The 21,728-nt window shown below is 66.2% G+C and carries 13 protein-coding genes, 1 tRNA gene and 3 rRNA genes; 3 read left to right on the top strand and 14 right to left on the bottom strand.

The window, feature by feature from the left end:
• Nucleotides 1–20 precede the first annotated feature (20 nt).
• Nucleotides 21–2,768 carry a SpoIIE family protein phosphatase gene (locus GTY58_RS13160; protein ID WP_010983950.1) on the top strand — a complete coding sequence of 916 codons (2,748 nt, stop codon included), beginning with the start codon at nt 21–23 and terminating at the stop codon, nt 2,766–2,768.
• A 58-nt stretch (nt 2,769–2,826) separates the two neighbouring features.
• Here GTY58_RS13160 and GTY58_RS13165 read toward each other — a convergent pair.
• The 8 genes from GTY58_RS13165 to thyX form a co-directional block, all read right to left on the bottom strand.
• Nucleotides 2,827–2,902: transfer RNA gene (locus GTY58_RS13165), tRNA-Thr, on the bottom strand.
• Nucleotides 2,903–2,985: 83 nt separating this feature from the next.
• Nucleotides 2,986–3,648 (bottom strand): DegT/DnrJ/EryC1/StrS family aminotransferase, encoded by a 663-nt coding sequence (locus GTY58_RS13170; protein WP_037650087.1) that lies wholly within the window; start codon nt 3,646–3,648, stop codon nt 2,986–2,988.
• Nucleotides 3,649–3,762: 114 nt separating this feature from the next.
• A 5S ribosomal RNA gene (rrf, locus tag GTY58_RS13175) occupies nt 3,763–3,879 on the bottom strand.
• An 89-nt stretch (nt 3,880–3,968) separates the two neighbouring features.
• A 23S ribosomal RNA gene (locus GTY58_RS13180) occupies nt 3,969–7,092 on the bottom strand.
• Nucleotides 7,093–7,404: 312 nt separating this feature from the next.
• Nucleotides 7,405–8,930 (bottom strand): 16S ribosomal RNA (locus GTY58_RS13185).
• The 16S, 23S and 5S rRNA genes sit together here, the layout of an rRNA operon.
• 615 nt (nt 8,931–9,545) lie before the next feature.
• The gene (locus tag GTY58_RS13190; RefSeq protein WP_010983952.1) at nt 9,546–11,231 is read right to left on the bottom strand and encodes a ribonuclease J; all 1,686 of its coding nucleotides are present in this window, start codon (nt 11,229–11,231) and stop codon (nt 9,546–9,548) included.
• 128 nt (nt 11,232–11,359) lie between these two features.
• Entirely contained in the window at nt 11,360–12,259 is a 900-nt protein-coding gene (gene dapA / locus GTY58_RS13195) for a 4-hydroxy-tetrahydrodipicolinate synthase (RefSeq protein ID WP_010983953.1), read from the bottom strand.
• A 230-nt stretch (nt 12,260–12,489) separates the two neighbouring features.
• Nucleotides 12,490–13,230 (bottom strand): FAD-dependent thymidylate synthase, encoded by a 741-nt coding sequence (gene thyX / locus GTY58_RS13200; protein WP_010983954.1) that lies wholly within the window; start codon nt 13,228–13,230, stop codon nt 12,490–12,492.
• A 203-nt stretch (nt 13,231–13,433) separates the two neighbouring features.
• On the opposite strand from thyX, the gene GTY58_RS13205 reads away from it, so the two are divergent.
• Together GTY58_RS13205 and GTY58_RS13210 are read left to right on the top strand one after the other, a co-directional pair.
• Complete coding sequence (locus GTY58_RS13205) at nt 13,434–13,673, top strand: hypothetical protein (protein WP_010983955.1); 240 nt, start codon at nt 13,434–13,436, stop codon at nt 13,671–13,673.
• 125 nt (nt 13,674–13,798) lie between these two features.
• Nucleotides 13,799–14,356 carry a hypothetical protein gene (locus GTY58_RS13210; RefSeq protein ID WP_010983956.1) on the top strand — a complete coding sequence of 186 codons (558 nt, stop codon included), beginning with the start codon at nt 13,799–13,801 and terminating at the stop codon, nt 14,354–14,356.
• A 77-nt stretch (nt 14,357–14,433) separates the two neighbouring features.
• Here the strand turns inward: GTY58_RS13210 and GTY58_RS13215 are convergent, their stop codons facing one another.
• From GTY58_RS13215 to GTY58_RS13240, 6 genes are all read right to left on the bottom strand, one after another.
• Entirely contained in the window at nt 14,434–14,886 is a 453-nt protein-coding gene (locus tag GTY58_RS13215) for a hypothetical protein (RefSeq protein ID WP_010983957.1), read from the bottom strand.
• A gap of 5 nt (nt 14,887–14,891) precedes the next feature.
• The gene (dapB, locus tag GTY58_RS13220; protein ID WP_010983958.1) at nt 14,892–15,644 is read right to left on the bottom strand and encodes a 4-hydroxy-tetrahydrodipicolinate reductase; all 753 of its coding nucleotides are present in this window, start codon (nt 15,642–15,644) and stop codon (nt 14,892–14,894) included.
• Between the two features lie 24 nt (nt 15,645–15,668).
• Complete coding sequence (locus tag GTY58_RS13225) at nt 15,669–17,048, bottom strand: pitrilysin family protein (RefSeq protein WP_010983959.1); 1,380 nt, start codon at nt 17,046–17,048, stop codon at nt 15,669–15,671.
• Nucleotides 17,045–19,261, bottom strand: coding sequence for a polyribonucleotide nucleotidyltransferase (locus GTY58_RS13230; RefSeq protein WP_010983960.1), 2,217 nt, complete (start codon nt 19,259–19,261; stop codon nt 17,045–17,047). Before GTY58_RS13230 ends, GTY58_RS13225 begins: the two co-directional genes overlap by 4 nt.
• A gap of 347 nt (nt 19,262–19,608) precedes the next feature.
• The gene (rpsO, locus tag GTY58_RS13235; RefSeq protein ID WP_005479656.1) at nt 19,609–19,896 is read right to left on the bottom strand and encodes a 30S ribosomal protein S15; all 288 of its coding nucleotides are present in this window, start codon (nt 19,894–19,896) and stop codon (nt 19,609–19,611) included.
• Nucleotides 19,897–20,114: 218 nt separating this feature from the next.
• The gene (locus GTY58_RS13240; protein ID WP_048894236.1) at nt 20,115–21,500 is read right to left on the bottom strand and encodes a PQQ-binding-like beta-propeller repeat protein; all 1,386 of its coding nucleotides are present in this window, start codon (nt 21,498–21,500) and stop codon (nt 20,115–20,117) included.
• Between the last annotated feature and the right edge of the window lie 228 nt (nt 21,501–21,728).

The following is a 21,728-nucleotide window of genomic DNA, read 5'->3' on the forward strand; positions in this document are numbered from 1 at the left end:
CATCGGAGGGGCACCGCACCATGACCACCGGACTGCATCCCGGGGGACCACCCCAGGATCCCCGGCCGACGGGGAACCAGCCGCTGCCGAGGCAGGAGCGGGTCGGCGAGGCAGCCCTGCACGCCGACAACCGGACGAGGAGTTCTGTGATCACCGCGCGCGCGGCCGCCAGTTTCGATCCTGTCGGGCGATCGGTCGCGACCGCCCGCTCCTTCGTCCGCGACACCCTCCAGGGCTGGGGTTTCGCCGACATCGTCGACGACGCCGTGGTCCTCACCAGCGAGCTGGTCACCAACGCCGTGGTGCACGCGGGTACGTCCGCGGACGTGCTCTGTCTGCGCAGCGACGACGGCGTACGCATCGAGGTCGGGGACAGATATCCCGAACGCGAGATCCCCCTCCAGGCCGCCGCCGTCAACATGGGCAACCCCGACCGCGAGGGGGGCCGCGGCCTCCAGCTCTGCGCTGCCCTGGCCGGCCGCTGGGGCGTCGACTACACACCCACGCACAAACAGGTCTGGTTCCAACTGGACCTCCCCGAACGCCCGGTGGGCACCCGCACCGCCGGCCCGTCCCTCCCCGCCGAGCTCCTCCCGCTCGCCGACGGCCGGGTCCGTGTCGCCGTCGTCCAGATCGACCGAGCGGGCGCCATCAACGCGTGGAACGAGGACGCGGAGGAGCTCTTCGGGTACGCGGCCGAGCTGGTCATCGGCAAGCCCCTCACCGACCTTGCGGCCTGGCCCCACACCCCGGGCACCAGCACCGGCATCGTCGAGGCCCTCCAGCTGTCGCGCTGGGAGGGCAGTTACGGCGTCCGCGGCGCGAGCGGCCGCGTGATCCCCGTGTACGCCTCCCACCTCCGGGTGCGGGACACCGGCGGCGAACCGTCCACGGTCTGCCTCCTGGTACGCGAACACGAACGCGCCGTCCTCCAGACCCCGTTGCGCGGACAGTCCCCCGACGCGACGAACAGCGCCGAGGGCCAGGCCCTGGACCCGTTCGAGGTCTTCATCGGCTCCCCGGCCCCCGACGACCTCGACGGCCTGCTCCAGCGCACGGTGGAGCGCGCCCGCGACATGCTCGACGCCGACTCGGCGTTCCTGCTCCTGGCCACCGACGACGAGACGGAGCTGGAGGTACGAGCCTCGACGGGCCTCCCCTCGGCCCGCCAGCGCTTCGCCCGTGTCCCGGTCGACGCGGGCCCCGGCCGCTACGGGTCGGCCCGCATGCCGGCCGTCCATGACGACCTCACCGCCGTCCCCGGCGCGGTCCCCCTGCTCAGCGGCACGGGCATGCGTTCGGTCGTCACGGTCCCGCTGAAGGTCGAGGGCCGCCTCACCGGTTCGCTCGGCGTCGCGGCCGAGTCCCCGTCCCGGTACTCCAACGAGGAGGCCCTGCGCCTCCAGTTCGCCGCCGACCGCATCGCGCTCGCTGTGGAGTCCGCCCGGCTCGGCGAGCTGGAGCGCCTGCGCCGCGGTTCCCTGAGCTTCCTGGTGGAGGCCTCGGACCTCCTGGCGGGCACCCTGGACCGCGACCAGACCCTGGCTCTGATGGCCCAGATGACCATCCCGACCCTCGCCACCTGGTGCGCCGTCTACACGATCGCCGACCAGGCCTCGGAGCCGTACCTCTCCTACGTTCTCCACGAGGACGAGGACCGCATCGACGGCGTCAAGGCACTCCTGTCGAAGATCCCCCCGCCGGAGCCGATTCCGACGCCGGGCGCCCGCGTCTGGTCGGCCCCGGCACAGGCGGCTCACGAGGCGGCCCTGCGGACGTCCATGCGCAGCCTGGGCCTGGGCGAGCCCGCGACGGTGAGCTCCGGCATCGGTACGACCCTGGCGACGGCGTCCGCGGTGGGCGGCGAGACGGTCGTCCTCCCCCTGGTGGCGCGCAACCGCGTCATCGGCATGCTGACGCTGGGCAAGCCGTCGGACGAACACTTCCGCCAGGAGATCCTGGAGCTGGCCGAGGACTTGAGCCGCCGGGCCGCCCTGGCCCTGGACAACGCTCGCCTGTACTCGGAGCGCACGGCCATCAGCCAGTCCCTCCAGCGCAGCCTCCTGCCGCCGGATCTCCCGCACATCGAGGGCGTCGAGGTCGAGGTCATCTACCGCGCGGCCGGCGAGGGCAACGAGGTCGGCGGCGACTTCTACGACCTCTTCCCGATCCGCGACGGTGCGTACGGCTTCGCCATCGGCGACGTCTGCGGTACGGGCCCGAACGCGGCGGCGGTCACCGGCCTGGCCCGGCACGCCCTGCGTCTCCTGGCCCGCGAGGGCCTCAGCGGCCCGGCGGTGCTGGAGCGCCTCAACTCCGCGATCCTCGACGAGGGCGCCCGCAGCCGCTTCCTGACGCTCCTGTACGGGGAGTTGTGGCCTCAGGAGGACGGCAGCGCCCTCCTCAAGGTGGTCTGCGCCGGCCACCCGCTCCCGCTCCGCCTGCGCCAGGACGGCACGGTCGAACCGGCCGCCGAACCGCAGCCGCTCCTCGGCGTCATGGAGGACCTGGAGCTGTACGAGCAGACGGTGACGCTCGATCCGGGTGACGTCCTGCTGTGCGTCACGGACGGAGTCACCGAACGCCGCGAGGGCACCCGCATGTTGGGCGACGACGGACTGACGGACGTCCTCACCACGTGCACGGGCCTGACAGCGGGCGCGGTGGCGGCCCGCATCATGCGTGCGGTCGAACGCTTCGCCTCGGACGCCCCGTCGGACGACATGGCCATTCTCGCGATGCGTGTGGCGGGCCTGCAGAAGGACTGAAGGCCCGCCCCAGGGCACGAAAAAGGCCCCGCCCGGAAGGGCGAGGCCTTTTCTGCTGTGGAGCCCCCAAACGGAATCGAACCGTTGACCTTCTCCTTACCATGGAGACGCTCTGCCGACTGAGCTATGGGGGCCAGTCGCCTTCTCGAGGTTTCCCTCGCGGCAACGGAATAGATCATACCCCGAACAGAAGCGTGCTCCCAACACACCTGTTGGGTCAGAAGGCAGGCTGAAGGAGTCCGCCGAGCGCATTGCACGCGGAGACGATCCGCTGCATCTCGCGCTTTGTCAGCGACACGTCCACGGGCAGCGCCAATGTCTCGTCCGCGGCCCGCTCGGTCTCCGGCAGGCACACGTCCCGACGGAAGGCGGGCATGCGGTGTACGGGCGTCTTCACCGGCACCCGGCAGTCAACTCCCTTGGACCGCACGGCCCGCGCGAATGCGTCGCGGTCCGGGCGCCCGTTCCCGGGCACGCGCACGACGTAATGCTGATAGGTGTGCCCGTCACCGCCGTCCGGCGTCCACACCCCGTTCAACCGGGCATCGAGATAGGCGGCCCGCTCCCTGCGCTGCGCGATCTCGTCGTACGGCGCCTCGGACTCGCCCTGCTCGAGCACGAGAAGGCCGTGCCGCTGTCCGACACCGTGCAGCCGAGCGATGTCGGCCGGCCGGCCGAAGCGGTGTACGGCGATGACGGCCACGGTCCCCGAGGTCACGGCGGCCTCGACCGCCGCGGGGTCCAGGCAGTACGTGGCCGGGTCTATGTCCGCGAAGACGGGCGTCGCACCGGCCAGGGTCACGGCCTCGGCGACTTCGACGTTCCCGAAGGCCGGGACGATGACCTCGTCACCGGCTCCTGCGCCGGCGGCCTTGAGCATTCCAACGGTACCCATGATGCGGATGCTCGCCGCGCAACGTGAACTGCAAGTGACACACAACAAAAAAGAGCTGGTCCCTGAACCGAAGTTCAGGGACCAGCTCTTCTAAAATTTGTTCGGCGGCGTCCTACTCTCCCACAGGGTCCCCCCTGCAGTACCATCGGCGCTGTAAGGCTTAGCTTCCGGGTTCGGAATGTAACCGGGCGTTTCCCTCACGCTATGACCACCGAAACACTATGAAACTGTCAACCGCACCATCCCGTGACCATGGAATGGGGTTGTTCGTGGTTTCAGAACCAACACAGTGGACGCGAGCAACTGAGGACAAGCCCTCGGCCTATTAGTACCAGTCACCTCCAGCGGTTACCCGCCTTCCAGATCTGGCCTATCAACCCAGTCGTCTACTGGGAGCCTTACCCTCTCAAGGAGGTGGGAATACTCATCTCGAAGCAGGCTTCCCGCTTAGATGCTTTCAGCGGTTATCCCTCCCGAACGTAGCCAACCAGCCATGCCCTTGGCAGGACAACTGGCACACCAGAGGTTCGTCCGTCCCGGTCCTCTCGTACTAGGGACAGCCCTTCTCAATATTCCTGCGCGCGCAGCGGATAGGGACCGAACTGTCTCACGACGTTCTAAACCCAGCTCGCGTACCGCTTTAATGGGCGAACAGCCCAACCCTTGGGACCGACTCCAGCCCCAGGATGCGACGAGCCGACATCGAGGTGCCAAACCATCCCGTCGATATGGACTCTTGGGGAAGATCAGCCTGTTATCCCCGGGGTACCTTTTATCCGTTGAGCGACGGCGCTTCCACAAGCCACCGCCGGATCACTAGTCCCGACTTTCGTCCCTGCTCGACCCGTCGGTCTCACAGTCAAGCTCCCTTGTGCACTTACACTCAACACCTGATTGCCAACCAGGCTGAGGGAACCTTTGGGCGCCTCCGTTACTCTTTAGGAGGCAACCGCCCCAGTTAAACTACCCATCAGACACTGTCCCTGATCCGGATCACGGACCCAGGTTAGACATCCAGCACGACCAGACTGGTATTTCAACGACGACTCCACCCACACTGGCGTGCGGGCTTCAAAGTCTCCCAGCTATCCTACACAAGCCGAACCGAACACCAATATCAAACTGTAGTAAAGGTCCCGGGGTCTTTCCGTCCTGCTGCGCGAAACGAGCATCTTTACTCGTAGTGCAATTTCACCGGGCCTATGGTTGAGACAGTCGAGAAGTCGTTACGCCATTCGTGCAGGTCGGAACTTACCCGACAAGGAATTTCGCTACCTTAGGATGGTTATAGTTACCACCGCCGTTTACTGGCGCTTAAGTTCTCAGCTTCGCCAAACCGAAGTTTGACTAACCGGTCCCCTTAACGTTCCAGCACCGGGCAGGCGTCAGTCCGTATACATCGCCTTACGGCTTCGCACGGACCTGTGTTTTTAGTAAACAGTCGCTTCTCGCTGGTCTCTGCGGCCACCCCCAGCTCACCAAGTAAATTGGATCACCAGTGATGGCCCCCCTTCTCCCGAAGTTACGGGGGCATTTTGCCGAGTTCCTTAACCATAGTTCACCCGAACGCCTCGGTATTCTCTACCTGACCACCTGAGTCGGTTTAGGGTACGGGCCGCCATGAAACTCGCTAGAGGCTTTTCTCGACAGCATAGGATCATCCACTTCACCACAATCGGCTCGGCATCAGGTCTCAGCCTTAATGCGCGACGGATTTACCTATCGCACGGCCTACACCCTTACCCCGGGACAACCACCGCCCGGGATGGACTACCTTCCTGCGTCACCCCATCACTCACCTACTACCACCTTGGGTCAGCGGCTCCACCACTCCCCTTTGCCCGAAGGCTCCAGGGCGGCTTCACGGCCTTAGCATTAATGGGCTCGATGTTTGACGCTTCACAGCGGGTACCGGAATATCAACCGGTTATCCATCGACTACGCCTGTCGGCCTCGCCTTAGGTCCCGACTTACCCTGGGCAGATCAGCTTGACCCAGGAACCCTTAGTCAATCGGCGCACACGTTTCTCACGTGTGTATCGCTACTCATGCCTGCATTCTCACTCGTGAACCGTCCACCACTGCCTTCCGGCGCGGCTTCACCCGGCACACGACGCTCCCCTACCCATCACAGCACCCGTTGGGGCTATACGCTGCAATGACACGACTTCGGCGGTACGCTTGAGCCCCGCTACATTGTCGGCGCGGAATCACTAGACCAGTGAGCTATTACGCACTCTTTCAAGGGTGGCTGCTTCTAAGCCAACCTCCTGGTTGTCTGTGCGACTCCACATCCTTTCCCACTTAGCGTACGCTTAGGGGCCTTAGTCGATGCTCTGGGCTGTTTCCCTCTCGACCATGGAGCTTATCCCCCACAGTCTCACTGCCGCGCTCTCACTTACCGGCATTCGGAGTTTGGCTAAGGTCAGTAACCCGGTAGGGCCCATCGCCTATCCAGTGCTCTACCTCCGGCAAGAAACACACGACGCTGCACCTAAATGCATTTCGGGGAGAACCAGCTATCACGGAGTTTGATTGGCCTTTCACCCCTAACCACAGGTCATCCCCCAGGTTTTCAACCCTGGTGGGTTCGGTCCTCCACGAAGTCTTACCTCCGCTTCAACCTGCCCATGGCTAGATCACTCCGCTTCGGGTCTTGAGCGCGCTACTAAATCGCCCTATTCGGACTCGCTTTCGCTACGGCTTCCCCACACGGGTTAACCTCGCAACACACCGCAAACTCGCAGGCTCATTCTTCAAAAGGCACGCAGTCACGACGCACCGAGTAAACTCGATGCGCGACGCTCCCACGGCTTGTAGGCACACGGTTTCAGGTACTATTTCACTCCGCTCCCGCGGTACTTTTCACCATTCCCTCACGGTACTATCCGCTATCGGTCACCAGGGAATATTTAGGCTTAGCGGGTGGTCCCGCCAGATTCACACGGGATTTCTCGGGCCCCGTGCTACTTGGGTGTCTCTCAAACGAGCCGCTGATGTTTCGACTACGGGGGTCTTACCCTCTACGCCGGACCTTTCGCATGTCCTTCGCCTACATCAACGGTTTCTGACTCGTCTCACGGCCGGCAGACCGTAAAAGAGAGATCCCACAACCCCGTATACGCAACCCCTGCCGGGTCTCACACGCATACGGTTTGGCCTCATCCAGTTTCGCTCGCCACTACTCCCGGAATCACGGTTGTTTTCTCTTCCTGCGGGTACTGAGATGTTTCACTTCCCCGCGTTCCCTCCACATACCCTATGTGTTCAGGTATGGGTGACAGCCCATGACGACTGCCGGGTTTCCCCATTCGGAAACCCCCGGATCAAAGCCTGGTTGACGGCTCCCCGGGGACTATCGTGGCCTCCCACGTCCTTCATCGGTTCCTGGTGCCAAGGCATCCACCGTGCGCCCTTAAAAACTTGGCCACAGATGCTCGCGTCCACTGTGCAGTTCTCAAACAACGACCAACCACCCGTCACAACCCGCCGAAGCAGATCTTTACCGGGGCCGGCACTGAAGGCAGCCATGATCGGCCGTACCCTCAGACACCCAACAGCGTGCCCGACACCCTCGCCCTCCCATGTTCGCTTTCCACGCCGAAGCAGTACTTGCCAACCTGAGCAGGTCGAGTGTGCCGAATAATCAACGTTCCACCCTTGAGCAACCAGCATCAGACAGTCGCTGATGTACTGGCCTCTGACCTCACCCCGAAGGGATCGGTAAGAAGTGCTCCTTAGAAAGGAGGTGATCCAGCCGCACCTTCCGGTACGGCTACCTTGTTACGACTTCGTCCCAATCGCCAGTCCCACCTTCGACAGCTCCCTCCCACAAGGGGTTGGGCCACCGGCTTCGGGTGTTACCGACTTTCGTGACGTGACGGGCGGTGTGTACAAGGCCCGGGAACGTATTCACCGCAGCAATGCTGATCTGCGATTACTAGCAACTCCAACTTCATGGGGTCGAGTTGCAGACCCCAATCCGAACTGAGACCGACTTTTTGAGATTCGCTCCACCTTGCGGTATCGCAGCTCATTGTATCGGCCATTGTAGCACGTGTGCAGCCCAAGACATAAGGGGCATGATGACTTGACGTCGTCCCCACCTTCCTCCGAGTTGACCCCGGCGGTCTCCTGTGAGTCCCCATCACCCCGAAGGGCATGCTGGCAACACAGAACAAGGGTTGCGCTCGTTGCGGGACTTAACCCAACATCTCACGACACGAGCTGACGACAGCCATGCACCACCTGTACACCGACCACAAGGGGGGCACTATCTCTAATGCTTTCCGGTGTATGTCAAGCCTTGGTAAGGTTCTTCGCGTTGCGTCGAATTAAGCCACATGCTCCGCTGCTTGTGCGGGCCCCCGTCAATTCCTTTGAGTTTTAGCCTTGCGGCCGTACTCCCCAGGCGGGGAACTTAATGCGTTAGCTGCGGCACCGACGACGTGGAATGTCGCCAACACCTAGTTCCCACCGTTTACGGCGTGGACTACCAGGGTATCTAATCCTGTTCGCTCCCCACGCTTTCGCTCCTCAGCGTCAGTAATGGCCCAGAGATCCGCCTTCGCCACCGGTGTTCCTCCTGATATCTGCGCATTTCACCGCTACACCAGGAATTCCGATCTCCCCTACCACACTCTAGCTAGCCCGTATCGAATGCAGACCCGGGGTTAAGCCCCGGGCTTTCACACCCGACGTGACAAGCCGCCTACGAGCTCTTTACGCCCAATAATTCCGGACAACGCTTGCGCCCTACGTATTACCGCGGCTGCTGGCACGTAGTTAGCCGGCGCTTCTTCTGCAGGTACCGTCACTTTCGCTTCTTCCCTGCTGAAAGAGGTTTACAACCCGAAGGCCGTCATCCCTCACGCGGCGTCGCTGCATCAGGCTTTCGCCCATTGTGCAATATTCCCCACTGCTGCCTCCCGTAGGAGTCTGGGCCGTGTCTCAGTCCCAGTGTGGCCGGTCGCCCTCTCAGGCCGGCTACCCGTCGTCGCCTTGGTGAGCCACTACCTCACCAACAAGCTGATAGGCCGCGGGCTCATCCTGCACCGCCGGAGCTTTTAACCCTCACAGATGCCTGCGAGAGTATTATCCGGTATTAGACCCCGTTTCCAGGGCTTGTCCCAGAGTGCAGGGCAGATTGCCCACGTGTTACTCACCCGTTCGCCACTAATCCACCCCGAAGGGCTTCATCGTTCGACTTGCATGTGTTAAGCACGCCGCCAGCGTTCGTCCTGAGCCAGGATCAAACTCTCCGTGAATGTTTTCCCGTAATCGGGACGACACCACGAGAGCGGAACAGCCGGGCGGAATAAGCCCAGCCGTTCACAGCGTCCTCGCTGTGCGCCTACCGAACAACGTCGGCAGGACTTTTTCAAAGGAACCTCGTCCCAGCCGATCGGCCGGAGACGGGGTATCAACATATCTGGCGTTGATTTTTGGCACGCTGTTGAGTTCTCAAGGAACGGACGCTTCCTTTGTACTCACCCGAGAGACTCTCTCAGGCTTTCCTCCGGGCGCTTCCCTTCGGTCTTGCGTTTCCGACTCTATCAGACCGTTTTCCGATCCGATTTCCTCGGCGCTTTCCAGGTTTCCGCTTTCGCGTTTCCCTTTCCGGCGGTTCCGATTCTATCAGACTGTTTTCCGGTCTGATTTCCTCGGTGCTTTCCAGGTTCTCGCTTTCGCGATTCCCTTTCCGGCGGCTCCGACTTTATCAGAGGTTCTGAGTCGGATTTTCCGTCCCGCTCGGGGTTCCTGACGCACAGTCGCATCGGGTTCCCCCTCGGGCGGAGCCGTAAACGTACTGGAGCGGGGCGCCCCGATGCAAATCGAGGAGCCCCGCTCCGGGTTCACGCGTACGAGCGGTCGTACGAGGGTCAGACCTCGACCACGACCGGCAGGATCATCGGCCGGCGCCGGTAGGTGTCCGAGACCCACTTGCCCAGTGTGCGGCGGATGAGTTGCTGCAGCTGGTGGGGCTCCATGACCCCGTCCTGAGCGGACCTCTCCAGCACTTCGGCGATCTTCGGGATGACGTCGCCGAACGCGGAGTCGTCGATGCCGGAGCCACGGGCCTGGATGTGGGGACCACCAGTGATCTTTCCGGTGGACGCGTCCACGACCAGGAAGACCGAGATGATCCCCTCGTCGCCGAGGATCTTGCGGTCCTTGAGCGCGGGCTCGCCGACGTCGCCGACCGAGAGGCCGTCGACGTACACGTATCCCGCCTGGACCTTGCCGGTGATCTTGGCCTTGCCCTCGACCAGGTCGACGACGACGCCGTCCTCGGCGATCACGATGCGGTCGTGCGGGACGCCGGTGAGAGCGCCCAGCTCGGCGTTGGCCCGCAGATGGCGCCATTCGCCGTGGACCGGCATGAGGTTGCGTGGCTTGCAGATGTTGTAGAAGTACAACAGCTCGCCGGCCGAGGCGTGGCCCGAGACGTGCACCTTGGCGTTGCCCTTGTGGACGACGTGCGCGCCCCAGCGGGTCAGGCCGTTGATCACGCGGTAGACCGCGTTCTCGTTACCGGGGATGAGCGACGACGCGAGGATGACCGTGTCGCCCTGGACGATGCGGATCTGATGGTCCCGGTTGGCCATGCGTGACAGAGCCGCCATCGGCTCGCCCTGCGAGCCCGTGCAGACCAGCACGATCTCGTGCTCCGGGAGGTCGTCCAGCGTCTTGACGTCCACGACCAGGCCCGGCGGAACCTTCAGATAGCCCAGGTCCCGGGCGATGCCCATGTTGCGGACCATCGAGCGTCCGACGAAGGCGACCCGGCGGCCGTACTCGTGCGCCGCGTCCAGGATCTGCTGGATGCGGTGGACGTGGCTGGCGAAGCTCGCCACGATGATCCGCTTGCGGGCGCCCGCGAAGACGTTGCGCAGCACGTTCGAGATGTCGCGCTCGGGCGGGACGAAACCCGGGACCTCCGCGTTCGTCGAGTCCGAGAGGAGGAGGTCGATGCCCTCCTCACTCAGCCGCGCGAACGCGTGGAGGTCCGTCAGACGGTTGTCCAGCGGGAGCTGGTCCATCTTGAAGTCGCCCGTGTGGACGACCATGCCGGCCGGAGTGCGGATGGCGACCGCCAAGGCGTCCGGAATGGAGTGGTTGACGGCGACGAACTCGCAGTCGAACGGGCCGATGCGCTCGCGGTTCCCCTCCGCCACCTCAAGGGTGTACGGACGGATGCGGTGCTCCTGGAGCTTCGCCTCGATGAGTGCGAGGGTCAGCTTGGAGCCGATCAGCGGGATGTCCGGCTTCTCCCGGAGGAGGAACGGGACGCCGCCGATGTGGTCCTCGTGGCCATGGGTGAGGACGATGCCCTCGATGTCGTCGAGGCGGTCCCTGATGGACGTGAAGTCCGGCAGGATCAGGTCGATTCCGGGCTGCTCCTCCTCGGGGAAGAGCACTCCGCAGTCGACGATCAGCAGGCGACCGCCGTACTCGAAGACGGTCATGTTGCGGCCGATTTCGCCGAGACCGCCCAGCGGGGTGACCCGAAGGCCGCCCTTGGGGAGCTTCGGCGGCGGGCCGAGTTCAGGATGCGGATGACTCAAAAGACTCTCCTCACCATGCGCGCCACGTACCGGTAAGGCACGTGGCGCGCATGACGTTCGTGCAAAAGCAGTTGTTGGTGTGGGGTGCAGGCACGTGAGCCCTGCGTATTCAGTTGTGAAGTCTGGTGTTAGAGCTGTACCCCGCCGGCGGCAAGATCGATCTTGAGCTGAGCGGTCTCCTCGGGCGAGAGCTCGACCATGGGGGCGCGCAGCGGTCCGGCGGGCAGGCCCTGGAGGGCGAGGGCGGCCTTGGTGGTCATGACGCCCTGGGTGCGGAACATACCGGTGAACACCGGCAGCAGCTTCTGGTGGATCTCCAGCGCCTTCTGGACGTCCCCGCCGATGTACGCCTCCGCCATCGCGCGCAGCTCGGGCGTGACCACGTGGCCGACCACCGAGACGAAGCCGACGGCACCCACGGACAGCAGCGGGAGGTTCAGCATGTCGTCGCCGGAGTACCAGGCCAGACCCGAGCGGGCGATCGCCCAGCTCGCGCGGCCCAGGTCGCCCTTGGCGTCCTTGTTGGCGACGATCCGCGGGTGCTCGGCGAGCCGGACCATCGTCTCGGTGCTGATCGGTACGCCGCTGCGGCCGGGGATGTCGTAGAGCATCACCGGCAGCTCGGTCGCGTCGGCGATCGCCGTGAAGTGCCGGTACAGGCCCTCCTGCGGGGGCTTGTTGTAGTACGGCGTGACGGTCAGCAGGCCGTGCGCGCCGGCCTTCTCTGCCGCGCGCGCCAGCTCGATGCTGTGGTGCGTGTCGTTCGTGCCGACGCCGGCGACGATGTGGGCTCGGTCGCCGACCGCCTCCAGGACGGCTCGTACGAGATCCGATTTCTCCGCGTTGCTGGTGGTCGGGGACTCGCCGGTGGTGCCGTTGATGATCAGGCCGTCGTTGCCTGCGTCCACCAGGTGGGCAGCGAGCCGCTGCGCGCCGTCGAGGTCGAGTGCGCCGTCCGCCGCGAAGGGCGTGACCATGGCGGTGAGGACCCGCCCGAAGGGGGTCTGCGGAGTGGAGGTCGGAGCCATGGGTAACACGCTACTCGCTGCTCAACATGGGGTCTGCCCTCGGGGGACGCGACAAGTCGTGACAAATGCGGAGCCCGGCACTGCCTGCTCGGGGGTTCAAGCAGTGCCGGGTCCGTTTGATCAGGCTAGATGAACTTCCCGAAATGCCGCAATACGGACACTTCGCCGGGCTGGCCGCACATCTGTGCCCGACACGGGGACTGAGGCGCGTGCAGAGCGGTCTGGGTGCGTTACGGCGCCACGCGCCCGTTCGTGTTGAAGGCCGCGTACGTCAGCGGCATGAGCTTGGCCCACTCCGCCTCCATCTTCTCGCCGACCATCTCGATCTCCCGCTGCGGGAAGGACGGCACCTTGGCCAGCTCGTGCTGGGTGCGCAGGCCGAGGAAGTGCATCAGCGAGCGGGCGTTGCACGTGGCGTACATCGAGGAGAAGAGGCCGACGGGGAGGACCGCGCGGGCGACCTCGCGGGCGACGCCGGCGGCGAGCATCTCCTGGTAGGCCTCGTACGCCTGACGGTACGAGTCCTCCATGACGCGGCCCGTGAGCTCCTGCTGTGCCTGGGTGCCCTCGACGAAGACGTACTTGCCGGGGCGGCCCTCCTGGACCAGCTTGCGGGACTCCCCCGGGACGTAGAAGACCGGCTCGAGCTCCCTGTACCGGCCCGACTCCTCGTTGTACGACCAGCCCACCCGGTGTCGCATGAACTCGCGGAACACGAAGATGGGGGCGCTGATGAAGAACGTCATCGAGTTGTGCTCGAAGGGGCTGCCGTGCCGGTCCCGCATCAGGTAGTTGATCAGGCCCTTCGAGCGCTCCGGGTCCTTCTTCAGCTCGTCCAGGGACTGCTCGCCGGCGGTGGAGACGCGGGCGGCCCACAGCACGTCCGAGTCGGCCGCGCTGTGCTTCACCAACTCGACGGTGACGTCGCTGCGGAAGCTGGGCTTGAGGTCGTCGGCGGGGGTGTCGGTCACGGCTTGGAGGGTCCTTCCCATCACATCTCTCGGGCGGCGCCCACTCTACGGCCCGGCACTGACAACGGGGCGTTCGGTGCCGTGCCGCGACATTCCTCGCCGAACTTCTGCGAATTCGGCGAAACTGGGCACCTCTTGGGGCGTTCGTTCGTCTGTATGGGTGACAGTGATCCGTTCGAGCCTCCAGAGGAGAAGCACACCCCATGTTCCGTCGGCGCGAGCCCGTTCCGTTCGCCTTCATCGCCGAAGCCGACAAGTTCCGCAGCAATGTCACCCCGCCGCCCCGCCAGCGGGCGTCCGCCGGTCAGACGGCCGGGCGCTGGCTCCTGGGACTCACCGTGATCGCCGGGCTCGTGGGCGCGCTGGTCGTCGGGATGCCTTCGCTGTCACTCGACCAGTCACCTGCGACGACGCAGCATTCCGAGGCGTCCCGGGGGCACTGACGCCCGTCCACCGCCCGAGTGGCGCGGGGAGGCACCCCCATGGCCCCCCAAGGGTGGTGAGCAAGGACACGGCTCGATAACCTCACCGGGCACAGCCCATGAATGGAATTGAGTGAGGATGAGTCGTGCCCCTGCCCTTCCTGACGGCCGACCGCACGTTTGACGAGGCGGCGGACGACCTCCCGCTGCCCTACGACGACCGCGACCGCTGGCGGCGCCCGTACCGGCCAGGTCCCTGGCGGGTGGGCATGGCCGCACTTCTGCTCCTGCTCGCGTCGTACGTGCTCGCCGCGGCGGTCGTCATCGCGCTCACCGGCACCGCCTCAGGCGCCGGAGCGGTCCTGGGGATCGCGGCCGTCGTGATCGCCTGCGCGCTGCGGATGCTGCGCATGGGCGTCTGGGTGAGCGCGCGCGGAGTGCGCCGGGTCGGCTTCCTGCGTACGGGCACCACGCCGTGGGAGCAGGTCGTCGCGGTGCGCACGGTTCAGCAGCCGGTGCGCTGGCTCGGGCTGCCGCGCACGGTTCAGGGGCAGGCGCTGATCCTCGTACGTGGGGATCGTGCCCCCGAGGACCAGCCGTCGCTGCTGACCACGCACGGCGCCGACTTCCTGGCGCGTGCGGCGGCCTTCGACCGGGCGGCCGACGCGGTCGAGGCCTGGGCGTCGGAGTACGGGCGGAGCTGAGCCGAGGCGAACGTGTGTTTGAGGGGCCGGTCCGCACTCGCGGGCCGGCCCCCGACGCGTTCCGGGGTCGAAAGGGCTCAGGCCTCGACCGGCCTTCCCTCGTGGAGCGCGATGGCGCGCTGCATCGCCTTGCGGGCCCGCGGGGTGTCGCGGGCGTCGTGGTAGGCGACGGCGAGACGGAACCAGCTGCGCCAGTCGCCCGGGGCGTCCTCGGTCTCGGCCTTGCGGCGGGCGAAGACCTCGTCGGCCGAGTCCCGGTCGATGCGGCCGCCCGGCGTGCGCCTCAGCTCGTCGACGGGCAGGCCGCCCTCGGCGTCGAGCTCGGCGGCGAGCGCGTTGGCCTTCCGGACGAACTGCGTGTTCTTCCAGAGGAACCAGACACCGATGACCGGCAGGATCAGCACCGCGACACCGAAGGTGACGGTGACCAGGGTGCCGTTCTGGATCAGGAGCACACCGCGGCTGCCGACCAGGACGAAGTAGACGACCAGGACGGCGGCCGTGACGGCGTACGTGATTTTGGCGCGCATGTCCGTCAGTTCAGGTCCAGGAAGTGCTCCAGGCCGAACGTGAGGCCGGGAGTGGTGACGACACGGCGGGCGCCGAGCAGGATGCCCGGCATGAAGCTGCTGTGGTGCAGCGAGTCGTGGCGGACGGTGAGGGTCTCGCCCTCGGCGCCGAGCAGCACTTCCTGGTGCGCGAGCAGGCCGCGCAGGCGGACCGCGTGCACCGGGACACCGTCGACGTTCGCACCGCGGGCACCGTCCAGGGCCGTCACCGTGGCGTCGGGCTGCGGAGCGCTGCCCGCCTTGCGGCGGGCCTCGGCGATGAGCTGGGCGGTGCGCGTGGCCGTGCCGCTGGGGGCGTCCACCTTGTTCGGGTGGTGCAGCTCGACGACCTCGACGGACTCGAAGTACGGCGCCGCGAGCTGCGCAAACTTCATGGTCAGCACGGCCCCGATGGAGAAGTTGGGCGCGATGAGCACACCCGTCTCCGGCGACTGGGCCAGCCAGCCCTTCAGCTGCGCGAGGCGGTCGTCGGTCCAGCCCGTCGTACCGACCACGGCGTGGATGCCGTGGCGTACGCAGAAGTCGAGGTTGCCCATCACCGAGGCCGGCGTGGTCAGTTCGACGGCGACCTGGGCGCCGGTGTCGGCCAGCGTCTCCAGTTTGTCGCCTCGGCCGAGGGCGGCCACCAGTTCCATGTCCTCGGCTGCCTCGACGGCTCGTACCGCCTCGGATCCGATGCGGCCCTTGACACCGAGGACCGCCACGCGCAACTTGCTCATGTTCTTGATTCCTTAGTCGAGGACTTACGCGACCGCTTCGTGCAGACGGGACGCCTGCTTGTCCTTGAGCGGGCCGATGACCGACAGCGAGGGCCGCTGTCCCAGGATGTCGCGGGCGACCGAACGGACATCGTCCGGGGTGACCTCGGTGATCCGGGCCAGCATGTCGTCGACGGACATCTGCTCGCCCCAGCACAGCTCACTCTTGCCGATACGGTTCATCAACGCACCGGTGTCCTCCAGGCCGAGGACCGTGGAGCCCTTGAGCTGGCCGATGGCGCGGGCGATCTCGTCGTCGGACAGGCCGTGCTCGGCGACGTGGTCGAGTTCGTCCCGGCAGATCTTCAGCACGTCGTGGACCTGGCTCGGGCGGCAGCCCGCGTACACGCCGAACAGGCCGCAGTCGGCGAAACCCGAGGTGTACGAGTACACGCTGTAGGCCAGGCCGCGCTTCTCGCGGACCTCCTGGAACAGGCGCGAGGACATGCCGCCGCCGAGCGCCGTGTTCAGTACGCCAAGGGCCCAGCGGCGCTCGTCGGTGCGGGCGAGACCCGGCATGCCGAGGACGACATGGGCCTGCTCGGTCTTGCGGCCGAGCAGCTCGACGCGGCCCGCGGTGCGGATGGCGCGGCGGCCGTCGCGCGGGGCGATCGGGGTGGCGTCCGGCTGCTTCAGGGCGCCCGCCTTCTCGAAGGCGGCGCGGACCTGTCGTACGACCTTGTTGTGGTCGACGTTGCCCGCGCACGCGACCACGAGGTGGGTCGGGTCGTAGTGCTTCTTGTAGAAGCGGCGGATGCGGTCCGCGGTGAGGGCGTTGACCGTGTCGACCGTGCCGAGGACCGGGCGGCCGAGCGGGGTGTCGCCGAGCATCGTGTGCGCGAACAGGTCGTGCACACAGTCGCCCGGGTCGTCCTCGGTCATCGCGATCTCTTCGAGGATCGCGCCGCGCTCGACGTTGACGTCCTCTTCGAGGATGAGCGAGCCGGTCAGCATGTCGCAGACCACGTCGATGGCGAGCGGCAGATCGGTGTCGAGCACGCGCGCGTAGTAGCACGTGTACTCCTTCGCCGTGAACGCGTTCATCTCGCCGCCGACCGCGTCGAGGGCCGACGAGATGTCCAGGGCGCTGCGCTTGTGCGTGCCTTTGAAGAGCAGGTGCTCCAGGTAGTGCGTCGCGCCGTTCAGCGTGGGCGTCTCGTCGCGGGAACCGACGTGGGCCCAGATCCCGAAGGTCGCCGAGCGTACCGAGGGCAGCGTCTCGGTGACGATGCGCAGGCCGCCCGGGAGGGTGGTCTTGCGGACCGTACCGATGCCGTTGACGCCCTTGACGAGGGTTTGGGTACGGGCGACGGCCCGCGCCTCCGAGGAGGTGCGGGCCGTCGCCGTGGAGCTACGAGACGTCACTTGTCGGTGTCGTCCTTCTTCTCGTCGTCGCCTTCGCCCTCGACCACGGGGATGAGGGAGAGCTTGCCGCGGGAGTCGATCTCGGCGATCTCGACCTGGACCTTGGCGCCCACACCGAGCACGTCCTCGACGTTCTCCACGCGCTTGCCGCCGGCGAGCTTGCGGATCTGCGAGATGTGCAGCAGACCGTCCTTGCCCGGGAGCAGCGACACGAACGCACCGAAGGTGGTCGTCTTGACGACCGTGCCCAGGTAGCGCTCGCCGACCTCCGGCATGGTCGGGTTGGCGATGCCGTTGATCGTGGCGCGGGCGGCCTCGGCCTGCGAGCCGACCTGGGCACCGATGTAGATGGTGCCGTCGTCCTCGATCGTGATCTCGGCGCCGGTGTCCTCCTGGATCTGGTTGATCATCTTGCCCTTGGGGCCGATGACCTCACCGATCTTGTCCACGGGGATCTTGACGGTGATGATCCGCGGGGCGTTCGGGGACATCTCGTCCGGCGTGTCGATCGCTTCCATCATCACGTCGAGGATGTGGAGGCGGGCGTCGCGGGCCTGCTTGAGGGCCGCGGCCAGGACGGAGGCCGGGATGCCGTCCAGCTTGGTGTCGAGCTGGAGGGCGGTCACGAACTCCTTGGTGCCGGCGACCTTGAAGTCCATGTCGCCGAAGGCGTCCTCCGCACCGAGGATGTCGGTGAGGGCGACGTAGTGCGTCTCGCCGTTGATCTCCTGGGAGATCAGGCCCATGGCGATACCGGCGACGGGGGCCTTCAGCGGCACACCGGCGTTCAGCAGCGACATGGTGGAGGCGCAGACCGAGCCCATGGACGTCGATCCGTTGGAGCCGAGGGCCTCGGACACCTGACGGATCGCGTACGGGAACTCCTCGCGCGTCGGCAGGACCGGCACGATCGCGCGCTCGGCGAGCGCGCCGTGGCCGATCTCGCGGCGCTTCGGGGAGCCGACGCGGCCGGTCTCGCCGACGGAGTACGGCGGGAAGTTGTAGTTGTGCATGTAGCGCTTGCGGGTCACCGGGGAGAGGGTGTCCAGCTGCTGCTCCATACGGAGCATGTTCAGGGTGGTGACGCCCAGGATCTGGGTCTCACCACGCTCGAACAGCGCCGAGCCGTGCACACGCGGGATGGCCTCGACCTCGGCGGCGAGCGTACGGATGTCCGTGACGCCTCGGCCGTCGATGCGGACCTTGTCCTTGATGACGCGCTCGCGCACCAGGGACTTGGTCAGCGAGCGGTACGCGGCGGAGATCTCCTTCTCGCGACCCTCGAACTGCGGGAGCAGCTTCTCGGCGGCGATCTCCTTGACGCGGTCCAGCTCGGCCTCGCGGTCCTGCTTTCCGGCGATGGTGAGCGCCTGGGAGAGCTCGCTCTTGACCGCGGCGGTCAGGGCCTCCAGGACGTCGTCCTGGTAGTCGAGGAAGACCGGGAACTCGCCGGTCGGCTTGGCGGCCTTCGCGGCGAGGTCGGCCTGAGCCTTGCAGAGCACCTTGATGAAGGGCTTCGCGGCGTCCAGACCGGCGGCGACGACCTCCTCGGTCGGCGCCTCGGCGCCGCCCGCGACCAACTGGATGGTCTTCTCGGTGGCCTCGGCCTCGACCATCATGATCGCGACGTCGCCGTCCTCCAGGGCGCGGCCCGCGACGACCATGTCGAAGACGGCGTCCTCGAGCTCGGTGTGCGTCGGGAACGCGACCCACTGGCCGTTGATCAGCGCGACGCGGACGCCGCCGATCGGGCCGGAGAAGGGCAGGCCGGCCAGCTGCGTGGACGCGGACGCGGCGTTGATCGCGACGACGTCGTACAGGTGGTCGGGGTTGAGCGCCATGATCGTCGCGACGACCTGGATCTCGTTGCGCAGGCCCTTCTTGAAGGACGGGCGCAGCGGGCGGTCGATCAGGCGACAGGTGAGGATCGCGTCCTCGGAGGGACGGCCCTCGCGGCGGAAGAAGCTGCCGGGGATCTTGCCGGCGGCGTACATCCGCTCCTCGACGTCCACCGTGAGGGGGAAGAAGTCGAGATTTTCCTTGGGCTTCTTGGAGGCGGTGGTGGCCGACAGCACCATGGTGTCGTCGTCCAGGTACGCGACGGCGGAGCCGGCGGCCTGCTTGGCCAGGCGGCCCGTCTCGAAGCGGATGGTGCGGGTGCCGAAGGAACCGTTGTCAATGACGGCCTCGGCGTAGTGGGTCTCGTTCTCCACTAGCGTTTTCTCCGATACTTTTCGTCTTTTGTCCCGGGCTGCCCGTGTGGCAGGGGGACGGTGGTCGGAGAAGCGCTCCACTGGTGCGGGCCGGTCTTCGATCGAAGCACCCGGGGCTCACTTCCCCCGGGGGCCACTACCGAGGACCGGCGGCGGCGAGGTGCGCTTCTCCTCGTTGGGTGTGGCGTGCCGTCATCGCTGTGCGCTGTCGGTGTACCACGTTGTGTGTCGTACGTATTGCGTTGTGCTACCACACTACAAAGGGGCAGCGACACTCCGCACGTTTCCGTACGTACAGCAAAGGGAGCGGCCCCCTAAGTCATGGGAACCGCTCCCTTCACGGCGTCTTACTTGGCGCCCGCCGCACCGCGGCGGATGCCCAGGCGGTCGACCAGCGCACGGAAGCGCTGGATGTCCTTCTTGGCCAGGTACTGCAGCAGGCGGCGACGCTGACCGACCAGGATCAGCAGACCACGACGGGAGTGGTGGTCGTGCTTGTGGGTCTTGAGGTGCTCGGTCAGGTCCGAGATCCGGCGCGAGAGCATGGCGACCTGGACCTCGGGGGAGCCGGTGTCGCCCTCCTTGGTACCGAACTCGGTGATGATCTGCTTCTTCGTAGCGGCGTCGAGCGACACGCGTACTCCTCGTAGTCTGAAAGAGGCCACCGAGTGCCCCCGGTCTTGGTCTCGGGGGAGCTTCCGTTACTCGGGAGGCGGGGATCCGCTGGGCGCGGCCTCCAGATCCCTGGGCGATCCTTGCGGCGCCTGGGGCGGGGTCCGGGGGTGCGTACACGAACGGCCGTTACACAGGGTACCAGGCTGTACGGAGGCGCTCGGCCGAGGTCCTGGGGCGGTCAGCCGCTGGTCTCGAACCCGTCGGCGAGCCATTCGCTCTCCCCTTCGCCGTCCTTGTTCACCGGCCCGTCGATGGTGGTGGCGGCGAAGAAGATGCGGCCGTGCTCGTAGCGGACGTCCAGGTAGTCGAAGAACGACATGCCGTCGGTGCCGAAGAGCAGGAGCAGCGTCTCCTTCCCCGACGCGGTGTCGATGCTCACGGCGGCGCTGGGCGCGTATCTGGAGACGGAAGACCGGTAGGCGATGAGTCTGTCCCCGCTCATCCGGACGGGGTACATGGGGCGGCCGACCTTGGCGTCGAACTTCCGGACGCTCTTCCCGGTGGCCAGGTCGAAGGCGACGATCTCGTTGGCCACCTGGCCGTGGGCGCTCCCCGCGACGTAGTCGCGCCCCTGGGTGGCGACGTACAGCTGCCGGTCCCCGACCACCACGGCCTCGCAGGTCTCGACCGGGCCCGTGATGTCCGTGGCGCACTTGGTGACGTACCTCTGGCCGGGCACCGAGAGCGAGGCGCGGACCGTGCCCCGGTCGCTGAGGGAGATGAGGTCGGTGATCTCGGGGGCGCCCGCCGCGACGGCGATGACGACGGGGGACGAGGAGACCAGACGGACGTCCTGGACCCCGGGGTCCACCTGGTAGGTCCACAGTGACTTCCCGGTCCTGGGGTTCGTCCCCTCCACCCGGAACCGCCTGTTGTCCGCGTTCCCGCACTTGACGAGGCGCACGAGGGCCTTGCCCCCGGCGTACCCGCTGTCCCCGCAGACCGCCCCGGGCACATGCGACCAGAGCAGCTTCCCGTCGGCCATGGCGTACGCCGCCGAGCCGTCCTTCCAGGAGGCGATGACCTTTCCGCGCGTCATGGTGACGGTGGCGGGCACAAGTTCCTTCTCGGGCAGCTTGACGTGCCACAGCCGCTTGCCCGTGTCGATGTCGAACATGGCGATCTCGTCGCAGGGGCCGCTCATGACCCCACCGCTCGGGTCGGTTCTGGTCGCCTCGCCCGAGAAGGCCACGGCGGTACGGCCGTCCACGGTGACGTGTGGGGTGGCGGCGCAGACAGCGCCGGGGAAGCCGATTTTCCACGCTTCCTTGTTGGTCGCGATCTTGAACCCGGTGATGCGGTTGCCCAGGGTCTTCGCGAAGACCTTGCCGGTCGCCCAGGTACCCGTGGCCTCGATGGTCTGGCCCGCCTTGACGCCCTTGGCGCGGCGCGTGACCGCTGTCGCCCCTTCCGGCGTCGCCGGGCGCCGCTCGACCGTCTCCCGGATGGCGTCGGGATCTTGCCGGGAGGCCGTCGGGCGCTGGTCGGAGGGGGTGTGGGAAAGTCCCCAGATTCCCGCGCAGAGCACCGCGACAGCGGCCGCCGCGGCACCGAGGATCCGCAACCGACGGCGCTTCCTCCGGTTCTCGGATTCCAGGGTGGATGCGGTGTAGGGAGACGGCGGAGGACCGAAACTCACTGGAACGGGGCCTTTCTGCCTGCTGGGTTGACGGAATCGCCGCCCTCACGGACGTACCTTCGCGATCCCCTGACCAGGGGGAACGGCGGCAAGTAGGCCAGCCGTACAGCTCGTTGACACAAAAGGAGGACCTGAACGGCGGATTCGATCCGG

Source organism: Streptomyces sp. SID5469 (assembly GCF_009862865.1).
GTDB classification, from domain to species: domain Bacteria; phylum Actinomycetota; class Actinomycetes; order Streptomycetales; family Streptomycetaceae; genus Streptomyces; species Streptomyces avermitilis.

Bases quoted from the DNA above. Each gene is read 5' to 3' on its own strand.
- GTY58_RS13160 (WP_010983950.1), top strand. From the start codon at position 21: ATGACCACCGGACTGCATCCCGGGGGACCACCCCAGGATCCCCGGCCG.
- GTY58_RS13170 (WP_037650087.1), bottom strand. From the start codon at position 3,648: ATGCTCAAGGCCGCCGGCGCAGGAGCCGGTGACGAGGTCATCGTCCCG.
- dapA (WP_010983953.1), bottom strand. From the start codon at position 12,259: ATGGCTCCGACCTCCACTCCGCAGACCCCCTTCGGGCGGGTCCTCACC.
- GTY58_RS13205 (WP_010983955.1), top strand. From the start codon at position 13,434: ATGTTCCGTCGGCGCGAGCCCGTTCCGTTCGCCTTCATCGCCGAAGCC.
- GTY58_RS13215 (WP_010983957.1), bottom strand. From the start codon at position 14,886: ATGCGCGCCAAAATCACGTACGCCGTCACGGCCGCCGTCCTGGTCGTC.
- dapB (WP_010983958.1), bottom strand. From the start codon at position 15,644: ATGAGCAAGTTGCGCGTGGCGGTCCTCGGTGTCAAGGGCCGCATCGGA.